Source organism: Flavobacterium sp. FlaQc-49, assembly GCF_044005985.1.
Classification (GTDB): domain Bacteria; phylum Bacteroidota; class Bacteroidia; order Flavobacteriales; family Flavobacteriaceae; genus Flavobacterium; species Flavobacterium cupriresistens.
Window position 1 is genome coordinate 208,186 of record NZ_JBIPCS010000006.1, and the last position, 23,429, is coordinate 231,614.

Annotated in this window: 4 protein-coding genes; all 4 read left to right on the forward strand. The window is 33.3% G+C overall.

Annotated elements, in window-relative coordinates; translation table 11 throughout:
• Positions 1 to 33: 33 nt before the first annotated feature.
• Positions 34 to 4,437 carry a beta-ketoacyl synthase N-terminal-like domain-containing protein gene (locus ACHRV3_RS14405; protein WP_395435098.1) on the forward strand — a complete coding sequence of 1,468 codons (4,404 nt, stop codon included), beginning with the start codon at positions 34 to 36 and terminating at the stop codon, positions 4,435 to 4,437.
• A gap of 9 nt (positions 4,438 to 4,446) precedes the next feature.
• Complete coding sequence (locus ACHRV3_RS14410; RefSeq protein WP_395435097.1) at positions 4,447 to 7,839, forward strand: amino acid adenylation domain-containing protein; 3,393 nt, start codon at positions 4,447 to 4,449, stop codon at positions 7,837 to 7,839.
• Between the two features lie 98 nt (positions 7,840 to 7,937).
• Positions 7,938 to 12,308 (forward strand): beta-ketoacyl synthase N-terminal-like domain-containing protein, encoded by a 4,371-nt coding sequence (locus tag ACHRV3_RS14415; RefSeq protein WP_395435096.1) that lies wholly within the window; start codon positions 7,938 to 7,940, stop codon positions 12,306 to 12,308.
• 3 nt (positions 12,309 to 12,311) lie between these two features.
• Positions 12,312 to 23,399 carry an amino acid adenylation domain-containing protein gene (locus tag ACHRV3_RS14420; protein WP_395435095.1) on the forward strand — a complete coding sequence of 3,696 codons (11,088 nt, stop codon included), beginning with the start codon at positions 12,312 to 12,314 and terminating at the stop codon, positions 23,397 to 23,399.
• Positions 23,400 to 23,429 lie beyond the last annotated feature (30 nt).

Here is a 23,429-nt window from a genome sequence, read left to right on the forward strand (position 1 = left end):
GAATTAATTGAAGAATCTAATGTTACGTACGAAATGAAAAAAGATATAGCTATAATTGGATTGTCGGGAAGGTTTCCAAAATCAGATAATATAGAGGAGTTTTGGAAAAATCTGGTGGAGGAAAAAGAATTGATCCATTTTTTTACGGACGATGAGCTGAAAGAAAAAGGTATTGAAAAAAAAGTGTTGAACCGTAAAAATTACATAAAAGCGGCCTCATTTGTAGCCAATACAAATTTCTTTGACTACCCCTTTTTTAAATATACACTGGACGAAGCAAGAATAATGAATCCTCAAACAAGGATGATGCATCATTTGGTTTGGGAAGCTATAGAAGATGCTGCATGTGACATAGAGCGATATACTAAAAAAATCGGAGTCTTTTTAGGTGCCAACAAGGATTTAAATTGGAGTTTATATACGTCTTTGACAAATGATGTTAATGTTGATGAATTGACGAAGAGTAAGATGTCTAACCCCAATTTTATGGCCTCTCTGATAGCTCATAAATTAAATTTTAAAGGACCTTGTTATTTTATTGATACCGCTTGCTCAACATCCTTAAGTACGGTGCATCTGGCCTGCCGCAGTTTGCTTTTAAGTGAATGCGGAACTGCCGTAGTAGGTGGTATAAGATTACTTTCAGAAAATGATTACGGTTATAAATATCAGGAAGGATCGATCATGTCAATCGACGGACATAATCGAAGCTTTGATAGTCAATCATCGGGGACAATTGGTTGTGATGGTGCCGGTGTAGTCGTTTTAAAAAGACTGGAAGAAGCAATTAAGGATAACGATAATATTTATGCCGTTATAAAAGGTTCTGCCATGAATAATGACGGAAATGCCAAAGCCGGATATACAATGCCCAGCGTTGCGGGACAAATAGAATGTATAAAGTTGGCTCATAAAATAGCAGGAGTTGAGCCGGAAGACATTTCTTATATAGAAGCTCATGGTACAGGTACTAAAATTGGAGATCCTATCGAAATAGAATCCCTAAATATTGCATTTAATAATAGTACAAGTCATAAGTGTGCTATTGGTACGGTAAAATCAAATATGGGGCATGCCGACGAGGCAGCAGGAATTGCAGGATTAATAAAAACAGCTTTGTCACTAAACCACAAAACTATTCCGGCAAGTTTACATTATGAAAGCCCTAATCCAACGATCAATTTTAATGAAGGTCCCTTCTATGTCAATCATTCCTCTAAAAAATGGGAAAATGTAGATGGAAAGGCTCGTACGGCCGGCGTTAGTTCGTTGGGAATTGGCGGAACAAATATTCATGTAATTCTTCAGGAAGCACCCCTAAACGAAAATACAAAAGTAAAATCTAAATATAAATTAGTTCGATATTCTGCTCAAACAGAAAATGCTCTGGAGCGTTATGAAGAGAAGCTTTTAAAATTTATTGAGCATAAAAAAGAGGTAAGTATAGAAGACTTATCTTATACCTTACAAATAGGAAGAAAACAATTTGACTTTAGAAAATACCTGATCGTAAAAGAAGGCGATGATTTGATACAAGCTCTCAAGGATAAGAATACGTTCGCAACCGCTCTTTCTCCTAAAAATAATATAATCTTTATGTTTTCCGGTCAAGGAAGCCAATATGTGAATATGGGTAAAGAGCTTTATCAAACCTACCCTTTATTCAAAGAAACGTTAGACCAAGGGTTACTGTATTTAAAGGAATTTAACGATTTTGATTATAAAAATATCTTATTTGATGCGGATGGAGTAGCCGATACGAGAATAAACGAAACGTTGTTTACCCAACCGATTCTCTTTTTGTTTGAATATACACTTGCTCAATTGCTGATTTCTTTTGGTGTTAAACCCAATTATATGATTGGTCATAGTCTGGGAGAATATGTCGCAGCTACAATTGGTGGGGTTTTTACTTTTAAAGACGCTTTAAAAATTGTCGCTAAAAGAGCTGAGTTAATGTCAAAAGTCCCAAAAGGAGAGATGTTAAGCATTGGAATATCAATTAACCAGATCAAAAAAGAAATAATTGAAGGTGTTTCCATTGCTGCAATAAATGCTCATGATTCTTTTGTTGTTTCCGGTACAGAAACAAGTATCGCTTTAGTTAAAAAACAACTAGAGGACGAAGAAATTCCATTTGTACTATTAAAAACGTCACATGCTTTTCATTCAACAATGATGAACGAAATACAGGGAGATTTTGAAAAAGAATTAGAAAGCATAACACTCCAAAAGTCTGAAATACCATTTATTTCTAACATAACCGGAAAATTTATAACTGATGAAGAAAGCACTTCAATAAAATATTGGTCTAATCATATATTAGAAAAAGTAGAATTTGAAAAAGGAATAAAAGAGCTTATAGCACTCAATAATTCTTTATTTATAGAAGTAGGGCCTGGCAGAACATTGGCAACATTTTATAAAAAGAGCCAGAATATAAATTTGGAAAACGATGTAATAACTACCGTAAAACATCACAAAGAAACAGTAGATGACGACAAGTATTTTACTGATTTTTTAGGGCAGTTATGGAGCAATGGAATAGACATTAATTGGGAGGTTTATTATGAGGGAGGAAAACCGAACAGACTCTCAATTCCTACCTATGATTTTGATCGTTATGATGTTCCGTCTAAAGTAACTATAGACGAAAATTTTCTAAAGAGAGATGCTTTGGAACCCGGAAAAAAAGAAATTTCAGAATCCGTGTACATACTTTCATGGAAATATATCCCAAGAAGTAAAAACAAAGGAACTCTATTTTCTAAAGCCGAAAAATATCTTTTTTTTAATGACGGATCATTATTTAACAATGAATTGATCAAAAAATTAAAGACAGATGGCAAACACATAATTGAAATTGTCAAAGGAGAACGATTTGAAGCGGAAAATCCTAATAAGATAATTGTAAATCCTGAGGTGTTAGGAGATTATGAGGAGCTTAACTCGCATTTAAGAACAGTAAATTTCAAGTTCGATTTTATTATTTATGCTTGGGAACTGTCTCATAAGAATGCTACAGAAGTACATAGAAAGTATCAGGATTATAACCTTACGTTTAATACTATTCAAACAATAATTAAAGCTTTTAAGTTAGACGAAATAACGGAACCTAAAAAAATAGCTGTAATTAATGATAAAAATAATACAGTTACCGGAGCAGAAGACAGCACTAACATCAATCAGCACACGGAGACTATGTTAAACGTTCTAACTCAGGAGTTTGTCAATATATATGCCACTTCTATTGATATTGATGTAAATGATGAACTCGAAAAATCAGTTCTCGAAGTATCCGGCGAGTTGGAAATGGAAACCAAATATTATAAGGTAGCCTTTAGAAATGGGCGCAGATGGATTCCGAATTACGAATCTTTAGAGATAGGGCAAAAGGATAAATACAGAGCCCCAATCATAAAAGAAAAGGGGAATTATTTGATCATCGGAATGTTAGACGATATTGAATATGCTTTGGCCTCCCACCTCTTAAAAGAGTACCAAGCTAATGTAATAATCTTGTCTAATGCATTTCCCCAGCAATGGAATAAAAAGCAGAAACAATTATATGAAAAACTAAAAGAGTATTCAGGGACCATCACTTCTTTGCATGTTGATATAGCGGATTATGAAAGTTTTTTACTGGCATTTGAAAGTATCGAAAGTGAACATGGAACTATTGATGGGATTGTTCATATGGCAAGGAATATTGATATCACAGAAATTGCATTAGTAAATACGATTACAGATAATAGTATAGAAAAGCATTTTTCACCAAGAGTAAACGGATTTTTAAATATTGAAAGAATTACCAGAGACAGAAAAGTAGATTTTGTAAAAGTGATATCAAGCTTGTCTTCTTTTTTAGGTGGAATTTCTTATGGCGCATATGCTTCTGCCTCTGCATTAATGGATAGTATAGTGCTGCAAAAAGCAAAAGCCAATTGGTCTATTATAAATCTGGATAGAGTACAAGAAGAAGAACCCTGGATCAATCAAAAAGAAGTAGTGACAACTTTTCATAACTCATTTATTTATGAGGATATAAAACAAATTATAGTCTCCAAAAGAGATATTCACAATCCAGTAAGTGCCATTAAAAAGGAAGTTAAGTCGATACTAAATGCTGAAATAAACAGGAAAACGCTTAAAACCAGTTATGCCGAACCCAAAACGGAAAAGGAATCTCAAATGGTTAAAATCTTTGAGGATTTATTTGGTTTAAAAGGAGTTGGAACACAAGATGACTTTTTTTCATTAGGAGGAGATTCATTGAAGGCGATGGTGCTGATTAATATTTTGAAGAAAGAAACAGGTATCGCAATTACAATTGCGGAGATCTTTTCAAATAAAACAGTATACGACCTTTCCTTGTTAATAGAAGAAAAGAAATGGTTACAAGAAGATAAAATACAGGTTAATCAATTGATAATTTGAGGCTAAGCAATGAAAAATTTATTAAAAGAATTAAGAGAAAATGAAATTTATATTTCATTAGACGGGGAGGATTTAAAACTAAAATTTAACCATCAGGAAATACCGCAAGAGCTTATTTCCAGAATCAAAAAAGATAAAGAAGCTTTAGTTCAATACTTAAAAGAGCAAAAAACAACTAGTGATGTAGCATTGGCAATTGCTCCGGTATCGGTATCAATTGACGGGTATCCGTTATCTTCATCACAACAGCGTCTTTGGGTATTAGATCAATTCGAAGAAGGCTTGTCCTCTTATAATATAACGCAGCAGGTAGAATTAAAAGGAGACTATGACATAAAGCTTTTTCAAGAAGCCGTATTTGCAGTTATAGAACGCCATGAAATTTTAAGAACTGTTTTTAAAAAGAACAGTAAAGGGCAAATATCGCAATGGGTCTTGAATAGGGATGAGGTAGATTTTTTTATTGGGTATGAAGACTTTTCAGGTGAAGAACAGCCAATGAATGCTGTATCCTCTTATATTCAAGAAGATAAATTGAAACTATTTAATCTGGAAAAAGGGCCTTTATTAAGAGCCGCAATACTTAAGACTGCAGTAGATCAATACGTTTTTCATTACAATATGCATCATATTATTGGTGATGGTTGGTCTATGGGTGTATTAGCAAACGATGTAATGTCATTTTATAAAGCATTTACAACCAAAGAAAAAGTACAATTATCGCCACTGTCAATTCAGTACAAAGACTATGCAGCCAGTCAATTGGAAGGATTGAATAAACCGGAAAAGGAAGGACATAAAAAATATTGGTCAGAGGTGTTGTCGGGAGAGTTGCCAATAATAGACTTACCAAGTAGCAAAACAAGACCGCCATTAAAAACCCAAAAAGGAAATACTTTAGAGGTCTATTTATCAAGTGAGTTAACTAATTCTCTAAAGCTTTTTACGAAAGATCAGGAAGGCAGTTTATTTATAAGTCTGTTAGCACTTTGGAATGCTTTGGTTTACAGATATACGGGACATGAGGACCTTCTTATTGGTACTCCGGTGGCTGGTAGAAACCATATAGATCTGGAAAATCAAATAGGATTTTATGTTAACACCTTGGTATTGAGAAACAAAATCAATCCGGAAGATGATTTCTTAACCCATTACAAGAAAACCAAAGAGCAAGTATTAAGTGCTTTCTCACATCAGGAATACCCATTCGATCAGATTTTAAATGATTTGAATACTAAAAGAGATATTAGTAGAAGTGCCATTTTTGATATGATGATGGCGCTTCAGAATACCGGCGATAAAATTAAAGGGGGACATACTATTGAGGCAAATGTTATTGTAGATAAAGGAGAAGAGTTATCTAAAATGGATTTGGAAATAAACTTTGCCGAAATTGGCGATAAGTTACTTTTTAAACTAAACTATAATACCGATGTTTATAGTAAAGCCACTATGTCCGGAATAATGATGCATTTTATTCAATTGGCTGAAAACAGTATCCTGACACCAAATGTTTCAATAAAGGCATTGAATTATTTGAGCAAATCTGAAAAGAATCTGTTAGTTACTCTTTTTGACAAAACAGACACCCCTTTCCCTAATGAAAAAACAATAATTGATTTATTCGATGAACAAGCTTTAAAACATCCGCAGAGAATTGCTTTAACGTATGAGAATTTCTCTTACACCTATAAAGAATTAGACGAAATATCAAATCAGTTTGCGCAGTATTTAGTTGACAATAATACTATTCAGCAAGAAGATTTAGTAGGTCTGTTACTGGAGCGAAGCCAATGGGTGGTTATAGCAATACTGGCGATATTAAAAACCGGTGCTGCCTATCTTCCTTTAGGAATCGATTATCCAACAGAGCGATTGGATTATATTAAAAAAGACAGCGGTATAAAAATATGTATCGATACTGCCGTAGTTACTGAATTCGAAAACAAGAAAGACCACTATACCAAGTCTGGTTTTAGTAGAAAAATCAATCCAAATAACTTAGCCTATGTTATTTACACGTCAGGAACAACAGGTAATCCTAAAGGTACTTTAATAGAACACCGCAATGTAGTTCGATTATTCTACAACAAAGACTTTCAGTTCGATTTCAACGAAAACGACGTTTGGTGTCTTTTTCATTCCTATTATTTTGATTTTTCAGTTTGGGAAATTTTTGGAGCCTTATTGTTCGGTGGTAAACTGGCAGTTGTGACAAAAGAGGATACAAAAGATTTTAATGCTTTTTCTAACTTCATAGCTGAGCAAGGTGTAACCGTATTGAATCAAACGCCAACAGCTTTTAAACATCTTCAAAAAATAGTTTTAGGCTCAGATAAATCTTTTAGTACCCGATATCTTATTTTCGGAGGGGAAGCTTTGATAACATCCTCTTTAAAAATATGGAAAAACCATTTCCCTGATTGTAAAATAATCAACATGTACGGTATCACAGAAACAACCGTCCATGTCACTTATAAGGAAATAACTAAAAAAGAAATTGCTTCAATCGAAAGTAATATCGGGCAACCGATACCTACTTTAGGCTGTTTGGTATTAGATAAATTTCAACAAATAGTCCCTTTTGGAGTAGTTGGAGAATTACATGTTTATGGCGAAGGATTGGCAAGAGCCTATCTTAATAATAAAGCGCTTACCGATACAAAGTTTGTGACGCAGGAAATAGAATCAATTGGTAACATTAGACTATATAAAACTGGAGATTTAGTTAAATGGGTAGAAACAGGAGATTTAATTTATTTAGGTAGAAAAGATAACCAGGTTAAAATTAGAGGGCATCGAATAGAATTGGAAGAAATAGAGCATTATTTAATTGATAAAGAGGATATCGAAGAGGTTTCTGTCGTTGTGAATAAAAATAATGAATCTGAAAATGAATTGATTGCCTATTTCGTTTCGAGTAAAGTACAAAATGCCTCGGACCTTAGAAAATACCTTGCCAGCAGAATACCGGATTATGCGATCCCTTCCTATTTTGTTCAATTAGATGGTTTTCCTCTAACCACAAATGGAAAAATAAGCCATAAAGATCTTCCGGATCCTAAGGAATATAAGGTAGTTACAAATGAAAATTATGTAGCGGCCAGAAATGAAACAGAACAAAAATTAGTTCAGATTTTAGCGAAGGAACTAGAAAGAAGCCATCAGGAAATAGGAATTCACGATAACTTCTTCGACCTCGGAGCAAATTCTATCAAACTTATAAAGATTTTGAATGAGATTAATACACAGTTTAATACCACTATTAAACCGGTTTTATTATTTCAATATTCTAATATAAGTGACTTAATGGAGAATGTATTCCATCAATCAGAGGATGAAACGGAGAATGAGAAAGCCTCTTTTTCTGATGAAATAGATGAAATTATAGATTTTCTATAGGAGCAATTTTGCGAGTCAAAGCAAACCAATAATAGTAAACGTGCATCGTAGATTTTATCTGTTGATAAATTAATTTTTATAAAGACCTTCTTCTAATAATGGAAAGTAAATTAAATAGTGTAAGAAAAAAAGATATTGCAATTATTGGAATGTCCGGTAAGTTTCATAAATCAGAAAACATTGAAGCTTTTTGGAATAATCTTGTAAAGGGTCAGGAACTGATTCATTTTTATGACGATGAAGAATTAGAAAAATTGGGTATAGGCAAAGAGTTGTTAAAAAACCCTAATTATATCAAATCAAGCGCCTTTATTGACAATTCTGAAAGCTTTGATTATTCTTTTTTTGGATACACAAAAGAAGAAGCAGAACTTATGGATCCCCAAATAAGAATCATGCACGAACATGTTTGGTTGGCATTAGAAGATGCAAGCTATAATCTGGATCAATATAAAGAAAAAATAGGGTTGTATTTATCTGCATCAGATAACTTAAACTGGAGAGCTGAAACGCTATTAAATCCAAATAATGCTGTAGGTTCTTTTATGACAGCGAGACTCGCAGATAAGAATTTCATCAGTACTTTAATTTCATATAGCCTAAATTTTAAAGGGCCTAGTTTTTATATAAATACAGCATGTTCAAGTGCCTTAACAGCATTGCATATTGCCTGTAGAAGTTTATTATTAAAAGAATGTTCAACTGCTTTGGCTGGCGCGGTGAGCATTAATACGACGACGGAGTATGGGTACTTGTATGAAGATGATTTAATATTTTCAAATGACGGTCACTGTAGAACATTCGACAAAGATTCCTCCGGTACTACTTTCGGAGAGGGCGTGGGTGTTGTCGTTTTAAAAAGACTGGAAGATGCTCTAAATGATAAGGACCATATTTATGCCGTTATCAGAGCAACTGCGGTAAATAATGATGGTAAAAGAAAGGTAGGATATACAGCGCCAAGTGTTAATGGTCAAGCCGATTGTATCAAATTAGCCCATAGTTTTGCCGGAATAGCTCCTGAAGATGTTAGTTATATAGAAGCACATGGAACAGCAACTAAATTAGGAGATCCTGTTGAAATAGAAGCTTTAAACAAAGCATTTAATTATAATAAAAACCATTCTTGTGCCATTGGTTCTGTTAAATCAAATCTGGGCCATCTTGATGCGGTTGCAGGAATTGTCGGGGTTATAAAAACGGCTTTGTCACTTAAAAATAAGATGCTGCCTCCTTCTATAAATTATAAGGAAGCAAACCCTGAAATCAATTTTGAATCCGGACCTTTTTATGTAAATGATAAACTGCAAAAGTGGGTGTCTAATCAGGATCAATTATTAAATGCCGGCGTAAGTAGTTTTGGTATTGGAGGTACAAATGCCCATGTTGTTCTGGAAGAAGCTCCGGAGTTTAAAGAGAATTTCGATTCAAACTTGTACCAGCTGCTTACTTTTTCTGCTAAAACAAAAACAGCTCTTAAAAATTACGAAAAAACGCTCAGAAATTTTTTAGAAAAGAACGAAGAGGTTAAGATTCCTGCTTTGGCCTATACGCTAAACACGGGGCGTAAAGATTTCAGATACAGAAATTATATTGTTTGTAAAAATAAAGAAGAAGCGATAAATCAATTGATTCAGTTTGATACAGTTCCGGAGCAGGAGCTTATCAATAACAGGAAGAAAAAGATTGTTTTCATGTTTTCCGGTCAAGGCAGCCAGTATTTTCTGATGGCTAAAGAAGTGTATTTGAATAATCCTTTCTTTCAATCAATAATTGACGAAGGATTTAAAATAATAACCAAATTAACCGGAATAGACTATAGTATAATCTTAGGATATAGCGACAGTGAAACCGTTAATAAAGAACTAATTAATAATACTTTTTATACACAGCCATTATTATTTTTAGTAGAATACGCTTTTGCAAAACTCTATATAAAATTAGGTGTTACACCTGACAGTATGATAGGGCATAGTTTAGGAGAATATGTAGCGGCTTGTATCAGCGAGGTTTTTTCATTTGAAGATGCTCTGTATGTAGTGACAAAAAGAGCTGAGTTAATGGCAAAAATTGAAGAAGGTGATATGATTGGTATTGGGGTAAATCTAGCTGAGATTAAACCTTTACTTCCAAAAAATGTGTCTATTGCTGCCATAAATACGGCAAATTCGTTTGTTGCATCCGGAACAAAAAAGGCTATTTCAGAGTTTACGGAAATACTGGGTGAAAATAACATAAGTTATGTGCCTTTAAAAACCTCTCATGCTTTTCATTCCGATATGATGGATAGTATTCTGGAAGAGTACGAAGAAATTATTAAAAAAGTCACGCTTTCGTCCCCTAAATATCCATTTGTATCTAATCTGACAGGTGAAGAAATAACCAAAGAGGGCGCCACTTCAGCAAAATATTGGGTGGCTCATTTAAGAGGGACAGTGAACTTCTTTGACGGTATAAATTATTTATTACAAAAAGGAGATGGAATCTATATAGAAATTGGCCCTGGACATACTTTGACTTCTTTTCTGAAACAAAATCAGTATTATAATTCGGATCAAACAGCTGTTCATTCGATTAGGCATATAAAAAATGATGTCAATGATTATCAGTTTTTTAACGAGTCTTTAGGCCGTATTTGGGAACACGGAATTGAGGTTGACTGGGAAGCCTATTATGATTATCAAAAACATTATAAAATACCGGCTCCTACTTATGTATTTGACAAAACAACATTACCGGTTAAAGTAAGTCCGATTACCCAATTGATGAATAATGGAGGCGCTTTTAAAAATGCGGAAAGAAGCATTTTCAATTCCTATTATATAAACAATTGGAAAAAATCGTTAATCGAGAGCTCAGAAAAAAAATCCGAAGAAAAAGGAGTTTATCTGATCTTTTCAAATAGTGGAAAAACCATAAAAGCTATAGAAAATCAAATGTTATCGCTGGGTAATGAGGTTGTTATGGTTACTAAAGGATCTTCGTTTGTAAAGTCAGATTCAGGTATTTATAGCATTGACCCTAATAACAGTACTAATTTTCAGGAACTGTTTGCTGATTTAAAAGCAAAGCAAATTAAAGTTATAAATGTCATATATAACTGGTTGATTGATGCTCCAAAGGAAGAGGATGTAAACTACAATCCTATAAAGTTCTTGTATGAATCAGTAAATCAATTTTCAATAAAAGTAACTTTCTTATCTAAGTTCAATACTAGAGTTTTAGGAAATGAAGTAAGCAGTATTTCAATGGACTTCGCAATAAAAATGGCGGATTTATTTGACAGAAAAGAAAGGCTGTTTACGAATTATATACTAGACGCAGACCAGGATCAGGATGATCCGGTACTGATCGAAAATATTGTTAATGATCTAATATTTAACGAAAAAGATAGCACTGTAGCCTATAGAAACAACAATCGTTGGGTACCCTTTTTTGAAAATATAAAATTAAACAGTACTAAAAAAACCGCGGAATTTGAAGGGGAGAAGAATTATTTGGTAATTCATTCTACAGCCGGTATTGTGAAACCGATTGTGGATCATCTCTCCTCTTTATCGAATACTAGCAACGTTTTATTGCTTTGCGGTAATACGACCGCTAATGAGGACTCAATAGCTGAAAATGTAATAAAATATCAGACCAATTTAGAATGTCCAAAACAATTTAAAGAAACTATTGAATTCATTCTTAAAGAACATGGGAGTATTTCCGGAATAATTTGCAATCCTGAACTTTGGAACGATCAAGTAGATTTAGAGCCATTAGATGTAGCTGATTTGGCGACTGAAGTTAGGGCTAAAACTATGTTTATTGACAATCTTTACGAGGCTATTAAAAACATGAATATAGATTTTGTTTGGTTTCCTCTAAGACTTTCTTCCACAATAGAAGGCTCAAAATACAGACCGGGTGTTTTATCTGAAATTTATACCACCTTATTCAAAGAACATAAGAGCGATGAACTGAGTCATTGGATCACAGTTTATTTTGATGATTTAACCGGTAGAAAATTAACCGATGAAGAAATTATTACGGTGTTTAAAAACTCATTTTTGACTAAAAATATTTCGAGTTTAATGGTATCTCACCGTGATCTGAATCATATTATAGCAGAATCTAAGAAAACCGAAGATCCAGTATTAACTACTAAAAATACTATAGAACGTCCAGTCGTAGTGACCGCCTATACCGCTCCTGAGACCAAATTGGAAGCGGAATTGTGCGAGATGATACAAGATTTTTTTAATTATGAAAAAGTCGGAATCACAGATGATTTCTTTGAGTTAGGAGGAGATTCCCTAAAAGCCATGATTTTTATAAAACGAATTGAAAAACAATACAGTATTCTATTAGACTTACAGGATTTTTATCAGAAAGCAACGGTAAAAATGATTGCAATGGAAATCGATTTGGCGACCAAGATTTTGAATGTTCAAACAGCAAAAACTAATATGATTAAGATATAAATTATGGAAATAATTGAATTAATAAAAGAAATTACCGATCATCAAATAAGCTTAACCTTAGATGGTGATGATTTGCAAATCAGTTTTGACGGGGATCAATTGGACCCGAATATCATTTCAAAATTAAAAGAACACAAAGCAGAGTTAGTAGCCTACTTTAAAAAATATGCTTCAGCTAAAAAATTTGAAGAAATCAAAAAAATTGAAGCTCAGGAAAGTTATGCCTTATCGCATTCTCAAAAGAGGCTTTGGGTTTCATCTCAATTTGAAGGCGTTTCCGAAGCTTATAATATGCCTGCATCGATTGAATTGAAAGGGGATTATGATATTGAAAAATTCAAAAAAGCAATAGTCTCCGTAATTGAAAAGCATGAAATATTACGTACTGTATTTAGAAAAAACGATAATGATGAAATTCGTCAATGGGTTTTGCCTGTTACAGAACTCAATTTTGTTATCAATTACAAGGACTTTAGTGATAAACCGGATCAATTAGAAGTCATAGCAGATTATATACAAGAAGATTCATATAAGAAGTTTGATTTAGAAAATGGACCACTATTGAGAGTTTCAATTTTCAAAACTTCCGGTAATGAATATACCTTTTATTATAATATGCATCACATTATAAGTGATGGATGGTCTATGGGCGTATTAGCTAAAGATGTTTTAAATCATTATAAGTTATATGCATCTGGGAGAGAGAATGAAATTGAAAAGATGGAAATTCAATACAAAGATTATGCAGAATGGCAGCTACAACAATTAGCAAAACCTGATGCTACCCATAAAGACTATTGGGGAAGTGTTTTCTTTGAAGAGTTACCAAGAATTAATTTGCCTTCAGGTAAAAAAAGACCATTATTAAAAACACATAATGGTGCGTCAATAGAAACATATTTATCAAAACCTTTAACAGAAAAATTAAAGCAATTTTCTAACGATAATAAAGGCAGTCTTTTTATAACCTTACTGGGAATATTAGATGTATTAATTTATAGCTACACGAATATAAATGATATCGTAATCGGGGCTCCTGTCGCTGGTAGAAACCATTCGGCCTTAGAAAACCAAATAGGTTTTTACGTAAATACTTTGGCACTCCGAAATAAAATTGACGCTCAGCATTCGTTTAAAGAATTTTATGAAGAAGTTAAAAAGAACACGTTGCAAGCGTTTTTACATCAAGAATATCCTTTTGATTTATTAATTGAGGATTTAAATTTAACAAAAGATGTTAGTCGTAGTCCTCTTTTTGATATCATGTTAATTCTTCAAAACACCGGTGATGATACAGGAGAGATGTTTGAAGAAAAAAACAGTATCGATATAGAAAGTAAAAACCTGTGCAAAGTATTATTTGATATAGAATTTCACTTTTCAGAAACAGATGGGCACCTGTTTTTAAAAGCAGTTTATAATACAGATTTGTATGAAGAGGACATGATTAAGACACTGATAGGTCATTTCAAACGAATTTCAGAATTAGTAGTATGCTCCAATGATCCAATAGAAAAGCTTGATTTTTTAAGTGCCGAAGAAAAAAATGAGCAATTAGTCCTATTTAATAACGTAAAAAATAAATCTACTTTAAGTAAGTCAATAGTGGATGTAATAGAAGAAATAGCCAAAGAATTTCCTGATGAAATGGCTATATCTGATAAAGATACTAAACTTAATTATAGTGAATTCAATAAAATTTCGAATCAATTTTCAAGCTATTTGATTGAGCAATTTAATGTTCAGCCAAATGATTTTATCGGAATAAAATTAGCTCAGGGGCATTGGGCTATAATTGCTATTTTTTCGGCACTAAAGGCAAATGGAGCTTATGTTCCAATAGATGTTAATTATCCCATAGAAAGGATTGATTTTATTGAAAATGATGCTCAATGTAAAGTAATAATAGATGATAAAGTAATAGAAGAATTTATTACAAGAAAAACATCTTATTCTGATGAAAATAGGATATTAAATATCAAACCTTCAGATTTGGCGTATGTTATATATACTTCCGGTTCTACAGGAAAACCAAAGGGGGTTTTAATTTCACATAAAAATTTAATGCATTCTAATAATGCAAGAATACAAGCTTATGAAAAAGTAAATGCTTTTTTACTCTTATCTTCTATTGCTTTTGATAGTTCTATAGCTGGGATCTTTGGAACACTTAGCGTTGGAGGTAAATTATGTATACCTCCTGCAGATATGTTAGAGGATATTGAATACCTGACAGATTTCATCCGGAAAGAAAAAGTAAGTCACTTTTTAACTGTGCCTTCCTATCTTAAAATATTATTGCAACCTCTTTCGCAAATGAACAATGATTTAAAAGAAATCATTGTAGCAGGAGAATTATGTCATACCTCATTGGTTGACGAATTTCATGCGGTTAAAACATTAAGCGATTGTACTTTATTTAATGAATATGGACCTACAGAATGCACCGTCTGGAGCTCTGTATACAAATATAATAGGAATGAGCCTGTCATTTCTACCATAGGGAAGCCTATTGGTAACACCAAAGTTTACCTGTTAAATAAGGAGCAAAGGCTTATTCCTAAAGGAGCTATAGGTGAATTATATATTTCGGGAGAAGGTGTAGCACAAGGATATTTAAACAGGCCAGAATTGACCTCAGAAAAATTTATAGAGAGTCCATTTGAAAAAGGGGTAAAATTATATAGAACAGGAGATGTAGCGATATGGTTGTATGACGGCAATATTGAATTTCTTGGAAGAGCAGATAATCAGGTAAAAATTAGAGGATATAGAATTGAGCTTGGAGAAATAGAATCTTATATAAGACAGATTGAAGGTATCCGGGAAGTTGTTGTGTTAGTAAAAAAAGGAGTTGCAAATCAAGAGGAGCTATTCGCTTATATTGTTGCAGATAGAGCATTCAATGTAGCGGAAATAAGGAATTTCCTGATCGATAGAGTACCTAATTACATGATTCCCGCACACTATCAGCAATTTGAGAAATTTCCACTTACACCTAATGGTAAAATTGATACTAAAAAGTTGCAACAACTTCATGAAAATCAATTGTCAATAAAAGTTGATTATATAGCTCCCAGAAATACAAAAGAGGAAGTTTTAGTGACGATATGTCAAGAAGTGTTAAAACATAAACAAATTAGTGTCAAGAATAGTTTTTATGAATTAGGAGGTGATTCTATAAAATCTATTCAAATAGTTTCCAGATTAAAACAAGCTGGGTACACTCTAAAAGTCGAGCAAATATTAAGGAATCCTGTCATTGAGAATTTAGCATTGCTTTTAACTTCAAGTGTAACCATAATTAATCAAAAAGAAGTTGTAGGAGAATCTCCTTTAACTCCTATACAACATTACCTTTTCGAAAACCCTAACGTTAATGCGCCACAGCATTACAATCAGTCAGTACTGTTAAAAAGTGAGTCAAGAATAAAAAGCATCGTATTACAAGATTGTATCCATAAGTTATTGGAGCATCATGATGCTTTGCGAATCGTCTTTAAAGAAGAGAATGGAAAAAGGATACAATACAATAATCCTTTTGATGTAAGAGATTATATAGTAATTGATCATGATCTGACGACTTATGAAAACCCATTAGACGAAATGACTGCTGTGTCTGAAAAGCTGCAAAAATCATTTAATCTTACTAATGGTCCGTTACTTAAAGTGGCACATTTCAAAATGAATGACGGGGACAGACTGGCAATAATAGTGCACCATTTAGTAATAGACGCTGTTTCGTGGAGAATTCTAATTGAAGATTTATTAACACTATACAATCAGGCAGAAAAAAATGAAAAGTTAGTATTGCCATTAAAAACAAATTCATTTCAACAATGGGCATTATCACAACAAAAACATGCCTATAGTAAAAAAATGATTAATGAAGCATCATATTGGTCTACATTAAGTCAAGAAAAAGCAGCTCGAATAAAAACAGATTATAAAATCAATGAGAGCGCTGCAGCCCTGGAGAATCAGTTCACTTTTAGCTTAGACAGACAAACAACAGAGTTGCTACAAACCAAATTTCATAAGGTTTATACAACAGAAATCAATGATGTATTGTTAACGGGTTTAGCATTGGCCATAAAAGAAGTGTTTGAACAGGATCGTACCATAATTAAGATGGAAGGCCATGGAAGAGAAGATATAATTGAAGATATAGATGTTAGCAGAACCATTGGTTGGTTTACAACAGAATACCCTTTAATATTAGACATTTCAAATACAGAGGAAGATATAGATAGCCTAATAAAAGTAAAAGAAAATATTAGAAAAATACCTGCCAAAGGAATAGGTTTTGGGATTTTAAAATACTTGAATGAGGACTATGGAGCGCTGGAAATAAATTCATCCATATCGTTTAATTATTTGGGAGATTTTGATAACTCTTTCTCAGAAAATTTTCAATCTGATTTTAGTTATTCCTCCGAATCTATTGGGGATAACATTGCAAAAGAAAATTCAGATATTTCTCTTTTAAGTATTACAGGATCTACAGAGTCAGGAAAACTTTCTATGACTATAATGTACTCTGATTTGATGTATTCTCACGATACAATTAAAAAATTATCAGAGGCTTATCAAGAAAAATTATTATTGTTAATTGAGAAGGTATCAAAGAAAAACGAAACCTATAAAACACCTTCGGACTTGCTGTTCAAAGAATTAACGGTAAATGAATTAAGTCAGATTAAGTCAACGCAAACTATAGAAAATGTATATGAGCTTTCGCCATTGCAACAAGGTATCTATTATCACTGGCTAACCAGCAAGTCGAATTCGTTATATTTTGAGCAAATATCCTACAGATTGCAAATAAAAAATATAGAGATTAGTGAAGTTCATGAAGCCTATAAAAAATTAGTTGAACGACATTCGGTACTGAGAACGGGTTTTATAAATAATATAACTGACATACCGCTACAAGTAGTTCGAAAAGAAGTAGCGGCAAATTTTTATTTTGAAAAACTGCCTGCTTCTATAAAAGAAAGGAATATTGATGACTATGTTAAGCAATTTAAGTTGAAAGACAGAGAGGAAGGCTTTATACTTTCCGATAGTTCATTAATGCGATTAAAAGTACTTGATTTAGGAAATAATTATTATGAGTTTGTATGGAGTCATCATCACATATTAATGGATGGATGGTGTATGAGTATATTGATTAATGATTTTAATCAGTTATTAATGGGTATTAGTGGAAATAGTACTGTTAACATGACTGAACCAAAGCCATATTCAGAATATATACATTGGTTGAGGTCTGTAGACACGGATGAATCGATGGGGTACTGGAAAAACTATCTGGAAGATTATAACACTGTGGCAATTCTACCTTTTGTTAAAGATTTAGCACAAAGTACTTATACGGAAGGGACACAATCCTTAAAGATAGAAGGGGAGTTATTTACAAAAATGCAAACTTTATGTAATTCAGCCGCTATTACACAGAGTACTTTTTTACAATCTGTCTGGGGATATTTATTATCAAAATACAATAATACAAATGATGTGGTTTTCGGAGCTGTAGTATCTGGCAGACCTGCAGACTTAAGTGAAATTGAGGATATGATAGGATTGTTTATTAATACAATCCCAATCCGAATAAAACATCAAGAAAAGGATACTCCGCTTACGCTTCTAAAAAGAATGCAACAAATGGCAATTGATAGTAATGCACATCATTATCAAAATTTAGCAAAAGTGCAATCTCAAAGCGAACTAGGTACCGAATTGATTAATCACATTATGATTTTCGAGAACTTCCCAATTCAAGAGGCTGTAAAAGAAAGTGCCAGCTTGATTAATAGGAGTGACGAATCAGATCAGAACTTATTTGTTGAAGCTATCGAGGTCTTTGAACAAACAAATTATGATTTTAATCTTATGGTGTTGCCATCGACGACCTCCATGCGGATTGATTTTAAGTTCAATAGTGAGAAATATGACGCAGCCTCAATAGAAAAATTATCACGTCATTTATTTAACGTTATTGAACAATTTGCAACTCTGGAGAATAAATATTTAACCGAAATTGATTGCCTATTAGATGATGATCGCGATTTAATATTGAATGTATTCAATGCTACTGCAGTTAATTATGAAGAGGATAAAACAGTATTAGATTTATTTAAAGAATGTGTTTCAGAATTTCCGGATCACACAGCAGTGAGTTATCAAGATACAATCATTAGTTACCAGCAACTGGATGTTCTTACAGATCAGTTGTCCTATTACTTATGCGAAAATTTTGAAGTTCAGTCAAATGATTTAGTGGGTATAAAACTAGAGCGCAGTCAAAAAATGTTGATAGCTATCTTGGGGGTTCTAAAATCCGGAGCAGGATATGTCCCAATAGATACGCATTATCCTGAGACTAGATTAGAATATATAAAAAGCGATAGCAGTTATAAGATCTGCATAGATGATGCCGTATTAGAAATATTTGAAAGAGAAAAAAGCAACTCTAAAATTCCAGCAGTACAGAGAACTGTTTCGGGCACAAACATAGCCTATGCGATATACACATCCGGTTCAACAGGTAATCCTAAAGGAGTTTTAAATGATCACTCAGGATTATATAACAGGTTGTTATGGATGCGGGATGATCTTAAAATTAGCTCAAAGGATGTTATTTTACAAAAAACGCCCTATACTTTCGATGTTTCCGTTTGGGAACTTTTAATGCCTTCTATAACCGGATGTGAATTAGTCTTTGCTCAACCTGAGGGACATAAAGACCCTGCATATCTTCAGGAAATAATAGCAGAAAAACAAGTTACAGTTATGCACTTTGTGCCTTCGATGTTAGGCATTTTTCTGGAAGAACTAGATCCTTCAAAATGCAAAAGCTTGCGTCATGTAGTTTGTAGCGGAGAGGCTTTACCGGGAGTAATGGTTGAAGAGTTTAAGCAAAAATTACCTTGGGTTCGAATTCATAATTTATATGGACCAACAGAAGCTGCTATCGATGTCACTTCAATTGATTTAACAGAAGTAGATACAAAAAGAGCAGGAGTTACTATTGGAAAACCGGTAGCTAACACAAAAATCTATATCGTAAATAAGCAAATGTCATTGCAACCTGTAGGAATCCCCGGAGAACTTCTTATTGAAGGGATTCAGGTAGCCAGAGGCTATCTGAATAATCCGGAATTAAATTCCGATAGATTTATACCTAGTCCATTTAATAGCCAGAAGCGCGCCTATCGCACAGGAGATTTAGCAAAATGGCTTCCTAATGGAGAGATTTCTTATCTGGGAAGGATTGACAATCAAGTTAAAATTCGAGGAAACAGGATAGAATTAGGCGAAATAGAAACCAGGATTCAAGAATTCGATTATGTAGAGCATGTTGCCGTATTGGTAAAAGGTGATTCGACTCTTCGTAAATATCTGGTAGCTTATGTTATTTCAAAACCAGGATATACCCAAGAACTGTTATTTGACCACCTAAAAGATAGTTTACCGGATTATATGATTCCAAGCAGGATAATAGAGTTGGATAGTTTTCCATTAACCAACAGTGGAAAATTAAATAGAAAAGCCTTATCAGATCTAGAAGAAGAGACAGCTGTTTCAAGTTATGAAGCTCCTAGAAATGAGATGGAATCTGAGCTGGTATCGATATGGGAAGAAGTTTTAAATCAGAATAAAATTGGTATTCGGGATAATTTTTTCTGGATAGGAGGAGATTCGATTCTGTCCATCCGATTGATTAGTAAAATTAATAAGAAGTTCGATGTAAGTTTAACGATTGCTCAATTGTATGAATTTAATACAGTTGAGGCATTACGTACTCAGATTGAAAAAGATGTTTATTCCTCTAAACATAAGCAATTCATTAAAAAAGAGATTGAGGATAAAATTGACCTTATAAAGGAAAAGGTGCTGACCGAAATTTCTTGCCCGGAAACAATTGAAGATGTTTACCCGATGAGCGATATACAGAAAGGAATGGTAATTCTTTCTAGTTTAAATTCCGGAACAGGAATATACCACGACCAATTTGTTTTCCAAATTCCGACTGTCAACACAGAGCGATTTCAAGAAGCATTTTCAATGTTAATTTGGAAACATGCTTCATTGAGATCAAGGTTTGATCTGACAACTTATGAATATGAAGTACAAATAGTAGAAAAGGAGATAGAATTCGCTATAGATTATCAAGATATTAAGGAGCTTGGGACTAAAGAAAAAGAGGATTATATCAAAAGATATATGGTATCGGAGAGACAAAATACGTTTAGCATGGAATCAGGCTTACTTTGGCGTATTAGTTTATTTCAAATAAGTGAAACAGCAACTATATTTTTATTCCAGTTTCATCATGCCATTTTAGATGGATGGAGTATGGCTACTCTAAACACTGAATTGTTCCAAATTTATAGAGATCTGACCAATAGCACTACTCCTAAATTCGAAAAGTTAAAATCTACAAACAGAGATGCTATAATTGAAGAATTATATGAAAAAAACAATCAGGAGAATATCAGCTTCTGGCAAGAAGAATTAGCAGATTATAAGCGCCTGGATATATTTAAAAGTGAAAATGCCAATGAACATTTTGAAAAAGTCTATGATTTTGATTTTAAATACAAATTGGAGGAAAAATGTAAAAAAGACGGTGTTTCTATAAAAACAGCAATTTATGCAGCTTTTATTCATGTTCTTAAAATTATGAATTATGAAGAAGACTTTGTAATCGGAATGGTCACCAATAATCGACCTGTAATTGAGGATGGAGAGAAAATCTTAGGTTGTTTTTTGAATACTATACCAGTTAGAAACAGGTTGGAGAATTCTCATAACTTAACATGGTCTGATTATTTTAGAAATACAGAAAATCAATTAACGGCTATTAAGAAAAATGAGCGGTTAACATTATATGAAATTTCAAAGGTAACAAATGAGGAAACTCTGGGAGGTTCACCATTTTTTGATGTGTTGGTTAATTATGTCGATTTTCATGTTTACAATGAATTAGAGTTGGAAACAGATGAATCATTTGTTAAATCTCGGGAGTTTGATTTCAATGTAAAGTCTTTTGAAGCAACTAATACTGTTTTTGATTTGAATATCAATCTTTCCGGACACGAATTAAAATTAGGCTATGCACTAAAAAGAGGTTTGAAATTAGATATTACACTAGAGAAAATTCATAGTTTAATTGATGAAATTTTATCAATTTATCTCAATTTACCAAATCAAAAATTGAGTGAAACAAATTTATCGATTGATGATCGCGATTTAATATTGAATGTATTCAATGCTACTGCAGTTAATTATGAAGAGGATAAAACAGTATTAGATTTATTTAAAGAATGTGTTTCAGAATTTCCGGACCACACAGCAGTGAGCTATCAAGATACAATTATTAGTTATCAGCAATTGGATGTTCTTACAGATCAGTTGTCCTATTACTTATGCGAAAATTTTGAAGTTCAACCAAATGATTTAGTGGGTATAAAACTAGAGCGCAGTCAAAAAATGTTGATAGCTATCTTGGGGGTTCTAAAATCCGGAGCAGGATATGTTCCAATAGATACACATTATCCTGAGACTAGATTAGAATATATAAAAAGCGATAGCAGTTATAAGATCTGCATAGATGATGCCGTATTAGAAATATTTGAAAGAGAAAAAAGCAACTCTAAAATTCCAGCAGTACAGAGAACTGTTTCGGGCACAAACATAGCCTATGCGATATACACATCCGGTTCAACAGGTAATCCTAAAGGAGTTTTAAATGATCACTCAGGATTATATAACAGGTTGTTATGGATGCGGGATGATCTTAAAATTAGCTCAAAGGATGTTATTTTACAAAAAACGCCCTATACTTTCGATGTTTCCGTTTGGGAGCTTTTAATGCCTTCTATAACCGGATGTGAATTAGTTTTTGCTCAACCTGAGGGACATAAAGACCCTGCATATCTTCAGGAAATAATAGCAGAAAAACAAGTTACAGTTATGCACTTTGTGCCTTCGATGTTAGGCATTTTTCTGGAAGAACTAGATCCTTCAAAATGCAAAAGCTTGCGTCATGTGGTTTGTAGTGGAGAGGCTTTACCGGGAGTCATGGTTGAAGAGTTTAAGCAAAAATTACCTTGGGTTCGAATTCATAATTTATATGGACCAACAGAAGCTGCCATCGATGTCACTTCAATTGATTTAACAGAAGTAGATACAAAAAGAGTGGGAGTTACTATAGGAAAACCGGTAGCTAACACAAAAATCTATATCGTAAATAAGCAAATGTCATTGCAACCTGTAGGAATCCCCGGAGAACTTCTTATTGAAGGGATTCAGGTAGCCAGAGGCTATTTGAATAATCCGGAATTAAATTCCGATAGATTTATACCTAGTCCATTTAATAGCCAGAAGCGCGCCTATCGCACAGGAGATTTAGCAAAATGGCTTCCAAATGGAGAGATTTCTTATCTGGGAAGGATTGATAATCAAGTTAAAATTCGAGGAAACAGGATAGAATTAGGCGAAATAGAAACCAGGATTCAAGAATTCGATTACGTAGAGCATGTTGCCGTATTGGTAAAAGGTGATTCGACTCTTCGTAAATATCTGGTAGCTTATGTTATTTCAAAATCAGGATATACCCAAGAACTGTTATTTGACCACCTAAAAGATAGTTTACCGGATTATATGATCCCAAGCAGAATTGTAGAGTTGGATAGTTTTCCATTAACCAACAGTGGAAAATTAAATAGAAAAGCCTTATCAGATCTAGAAGAAGAGACAGCTGTTTCAAGTTATGAAGCCCCTCGAAATGAGATGGAATCTGAACTGGTATTGATATGGGAAGAAGTTTTAAAGCAGAATAAAATTGGTATTCGGGATAATTTTTTCTGGATAGGAGGAGATTCAATTCTGTCCATCCGATTGATTAGTAAAATTAATAAGAAGTTCGATGTGAGTTTAACGATTGCTCAATTGTATGAATTTAATACGATTTCAGATTTAACGGATCAAATAAAAAACAATGTTAACTCCTCTGAAGAGCATGAAATTGTTAGAGAAGATATTCTAATGTCATTTGATAAATTGAGAGAAGAGATTATGTGATCGTATAAAAAATGAATTGTAGCAGCAAAA

Coding starts and splice junctions, on each gene's coding strand:
- ACHRV3_RS14405 (WP_395435098.1), top strand. CDS start 34: ATGAAAAAAGATATAGCTATAATTGGATTGTCGGGAAGGTTTCCAAAA.
- ACHRV3_RS14410 (WP_395435097.1), top strand. CDS start 4,447: ATGAAAAATTTATTAAAAGAATTAAGAGAAAATGAAATTTATATTTCA.
- ACHRV3_RS14415 (WP_395435096.1), top strand. CDS start 7,938: ATGGAAAGTAAATTAAATAGTGTAAGAAAAAAAGATATTGCAATTATT.
- ACHRV3_RS14420 (WP_395435095.1), top strand. CDS start 12,312: ATGGAAATAATTGAATTAATAAAAGAAATTACCGATCATCAAATAAGC.